2 protein-coding genes are annotated in these 4,855 nt (G+C 40.5%); both read right to left on the bottom strand.

Features of this window, described 5'->3' with window-relative positions:
* On the bottom strand, nucleotides 1-3,388 hold a 3,388-nt coding region (locus SINDD18_RS10615), incomplete at its 3' end, for an accessory Sec-dependent serine-rich glycoprotein adhesin (protein ID WP_193750847.1).
* A 667-nt stretch (nucleotides 3,389-4,055) separates the two neighbouring features.
* Nucleotides 4,056-4,855 (bottom strand): SIALI-17 repeat-containing surface protein (locus SINDD18_RS08460; protein ID WP_061863819.1); only part of this gene is annotated, 800 nt, incomplete at its 5' end.

Genomic DNA, 4,855 nt, shown 5'->3' with positions numbered 1-4,855 from the left:
GGTCATCTACTTCACCGGTTGTGTAAGCACCAGCTGGAACCAATTCGTAAGTATTACCTTCGAATTCAATCTCTTGTGGACGGTTGTCTACAACTGTGTCGTAGTCTTTGTCTACTGGTTGAGCTTTTTCATCAGTAACATCGTCCTTGATTGTCTTACCTTCTGTATCAACGTAGTGTACATAAACATTACCATTCACTTCTTTATAAACATAAGTGATAGTTGATTTTGGTTTAGTAACCTTACCTGTAACTGGGTCAGACTTTTCAAGGTGTCCATTCTCATCAACCTTACCTACAGGATAATCACCCTTCGGTACGATCTTATATGTCTTACCATCTTCACTCTTGATTGTATTTGGTTTTTCACCTTCCTCAGTAGTGTCATATGGTGTGTCATATGGTGAGTTTGGTGTGTCTTGGCGAGGTTTTTGAATCTCTTTACCATTTTCATCCACATAAGTGATAACAACTTCACCTTTTGGTTTTTCTTTCAACTTGTAGACATAAGTGACATTCTTATCGCCTTCGATAACCTTACCAGTTGTTGGGTCTGTTGACTTCAAGTGACCTTGATCATCTACTTCACCGGCTGTGTAGTTACCAGCTGGAACCAATTCGTAAGTATTACCTTCGAATTCAATCTCTTGTGGACGGTTGTCTACAACTGTGTCGTAGTCTTTGTCTACTGGTTGAGCTTTTTCATCAGTAACATCGTCCTTGATTGTCTTACCTTCTGTATCTACATAGTGTACATAGACATTACCATTCACTTCTTTATAAACATAAGTGATAGTTGATTTTGGTTTAGTAACCTTACCTGTAACTGGATCAGATGATTCAAGGTGACCATTTTCATCAACCTTACCTACTGGATAGTCACCCTTCGGTACGATCTTATAGGTCTTACCATCTTCGGCCTTGATGAAGTTAGGTTTTTCACCTTCCTCAGTAGTGTCATATGGTGTGTCATATGGTGAGTTTGGTGTGTCTTGACGAGGTTTTTGAATCTCTTTACCCTTCTCATCCACATAAGTGATAACAACTTCACCTTCTTTAAGTTTGTAGATGTAAGTTACATTCTTATCCTCTTTGGCAACTGCACCTGTTGTTGGGTCTGATGATGTAAGATGTCCTTGGTCATCAACTTCACCAACTGTGTAGTTACCAGCTGGAACCAATTCGTAAGTATTACCTTCGAATGTAATCTCGTTCGGACGATTGTCTACAACTGTATCGTAGGCCTTATTAACTGGTTGATCTTTTTCATCGGTTACATCTGGCTTAATAGTCTTACCTTCTGTATCTTGATAATGCACGTAAACATTACCTGTAGCATCTGTTTTACGGTAGTAGTGAGTTACATCGGTAGAAATTTGTTTAACAGAAGGAAGCGAGTAGTTGTTGAAGAATGATGGATAGCCTGAAGCTTTATCTCCTGGGGTATTCCCACCAATGATGTTGGAAGTGTTGTTTCGAACCGGATCGACATCTGTTGAGAATTGTGGTGAGGCTGTAAAGGCATCCCCAGTAGCCTTATTGTACCAACCACTCAAACGCACATTCCCATTTCCACTATCCGTATATGTTTGTACACGAAGATGGTATTGCCCATCCTTACTGTCAACATATCCCAGATCATTTAAGGCATCTTTTGTTCCAGCAGGTGTTGGCTTACCTCCTGGTTTAACAGGATCTGAGGTATACAACAATGTATAGTTATCTAAATTAAGATTATTTACATCAGTTGCCGGGCTATATGATGACACCTTCGAAGGATCTAAAGCATACAATTTAACAACAGATGTACCATCTTTATCTACTTGTTCTACAATACGTTTCACATAGTAGTGAGCGCGCCCACCTTGGAGTTCCAGGTACTTAGCTCCAACACCACCGAGTGATCCAGTCATGTCTTTTTCTGATTGAGTACGGGTAAACTCGTAGCCTTCAAATGTACGCGGATTAGAGGCATGATAAGTTTGACTCTCAATACCCGTTTGAGCGTATGAAGCCAATTCCTCGTTTGTACCCTCAACCTTATAGTGAGTTGTATGGGTTACTTTTTCAGTTGGAACGACTGTTTGAACATTTGGTTTTGTGTCCCCAACATTTCCAGGTTTCGTTGTGTCACGAATTTGAAGAATATGGTGTTTATATCTATCATCTAAAGTAGGACCAGCATCTCGGTTGTTCGTCCATGTTCCCAGAATTTGTGAAGCTTCTCCAGATGTATAGTCAAACTGAGGTGCATAAGTTGGATTTTCTTGCACCAAGGTCTTAAATTGATAAGTTGACTTGGCAGTCATATCCAAAGTTTCTACTTCTTTACCCGTAGCTTTTTCTACCAAACGGGCATGAACAACTGGAGTAGTTGTAGTTCCAATAGCTGAGCGGTCAACTGAGAATGTTACATAGTAACCACCATTGCTGTATGTGAAACCACCTTGATCAGCAGGACCTTCCCAGTTTTGAAGATCCCAGATTGAATAGGTATAGCGTTCTTCATTTGGATCCAATTTGTAGTTTGGGTTGTCCAAAGCTGGATCTTCAATTGAAGCACCATTTGGTTGATCCATTTTTTCTACAACAGATGGCGCAGTAAGAGTAGTTGACGTTGAAATAGCATCCAACTGTGCAGAGACTGCTGGTGATCCGTTAACAGTAGTGTTTCCTTCAAAACCTGCCACTGTTAAGACTGCCATCAGCTCATCCACTGACTTGCTCAAACGTGCACGTTGATCTGCATAAGCTTGAGCAGTTGCATTGGCCAAACTAGTGCTTGCAGACAATTCTGATTGAAGGTTAGCAACAGCCGCATGGATCGCTGCTTTTTGATCTGCATCTTGATGGTTTGATGCGTATTTTTCAGCGATGTTAATCAACAAAGCTGCTTCAGAAGCATTTTGTTCCAAGATTGCTTTGTCTTCAGACACAGGAGCATCTGCAACTAGTTCAGATGAAACCACTGTATCTTCTTTTGTTTCAGTAGCAGATTCACTTAGAGTTGCTGATTGGTCCGTAGAACCTTGCTCACTCAATGATTCTGACTCTGTTGTAACTGCAGGTGCACTAACCAAAGCTGATGCAGTTGTTGCATCTTTTCCTAGTTCATCTGCATAACCAGTATGTACAAGCGATGTCGCACTAAGAACAGCTGCAGCCACGACAATCCCTTTTAAGAATCCTCGACTTGTCAGTCCCTTTTCTGACACCGCATCTTCATGCACTTCGGCTACAATAGTCTCTTCGACTTGACCACGAATCACTTTTAGAAGCCCAAAGTTCGAAGTAGATGCGCGCAACCAATTCTTACCCGACTTAATTAATTTGAACCGAGTCACTCGATCGGTTTCACGGAATTCACCGTTTGAACGTTTAAAAAACATTGCAGTCTCCTTTTTTTTATTATTATCCATCCCCATTATACATGATTAGTAGACAAAAGCAAGCAATTTGACCTTAAACCACTTAAATACTATAAAAAGGAGAAGTTCGGCACAAAAGCTGTAAAATACTAACTTTTCAAAGTCATGAAAAATTGTAAAAGTGGACACTAGTGTACAAGGATAATCACTCTTTTAAACACTTGTCCCATACTGTACCAAGCATAAACGTGAACTGCAAAAAGCGAACTGGATAGTATAGTAGAAAATGCAATCCAATCCTTCTAGAATCTGTTTTAAAAGCTTAAACATGCATAACTAGCAGTCTGTGAACAGTTTGTTTGCTCTTAAAAATCAGCAGATTGAGTTTAAGCTTTCTAGAAGATTTACACCCATGTGAAACTTACCTACATCACTAAGAAGCAAATGCCTAGCACTCTCAACCTTGACCAAATTCTTGCTCATCACAATTGACAAAGAGCCAAAAAAGCGAACAAGACCAGATTCTGTTCATCAGAAAACTAGTTTTGTCCGCTTTTTATAATTGAGATTAGTTATTGGTTTCAATCTCTAAAGTTTGGACAGCTATTACAGCAGTTTCCTTAATATTCTGCAATAATTTCCACAAAATCTATACTTCCTCAACAGTATTTCTTGAGTTTGACAGATTCTATTCGTCTTCTTTTTTCTTTCCCATTGCAGCTAGACCAAGAAGTGCCCCTACAGCTCCCAAGCTTGCGAGAGTAGCCGTTTCTTTAGCGCCTGTTTCAGGGAGAATATTTTGACGATTTAAAGGTGCTTGATAAGTCTTATCTTGTGATATAGCTTGAACCACATGTGACTGCTCATCCTTGTGTGTAGTGACTTCATGGTTAGCTGCTTCAGAACCATTTACACCACCAGTAAATCCTGGAACTTGATGGATAGGCGCTTCCCCACCAGAAACTCCTCCTTCAAAGTTTGGAACTCTGTGGACAGATGCTTCAGAGCCATTCACACTACCAGTAAACTCTGGTACTTCATGGATAGCTGCCTCAGAGCTATTTACACCACCAGTAAACTCTGATGCTTCATGGATAGCTGCCTCCAAACCATTTACACCACCAGTAAACTCTGGTACTTCATGGATAGCTGCTTCCAAACCATTTACGCCACCTGTGAACTCTGGTACTTCATGGATAGCTGCCTCTGTTTTACCTGATTCTTCTTTCTTAGTTCCGACTAGCACAATCTCATCTTGCGCCACTTCAACAACTTCACGCAGTTTTTCAATACGGCTTCCATCTGGTGCTACTTCTGTTAAGATACGTTCCTTGCCTGCGCGACCTACCTGAGTTACGCGAGTTTCACCTTCTGGCAGAGTTGGATCTTCTCGTTTAACAGTCTTGAAGTTGATAGCTTCTTCTACTACCTCAAGACTTGGTTGAGTAAAGCTCAATTCTTTAACACCTTCAGTCGGAAGATTTGAAT

The organism is Streptococcus infantis (assembly GCF_001579645.1).
Classification (GTDB): Bacteria; Bacillota; Bacilli; order Lactobacillales; family Streptococcaceae; genus Streptococcus; species Streptococcus infantis_E.
This window is presented reverse-complemented; position numbering and strand designations above follow the sequence as displayed.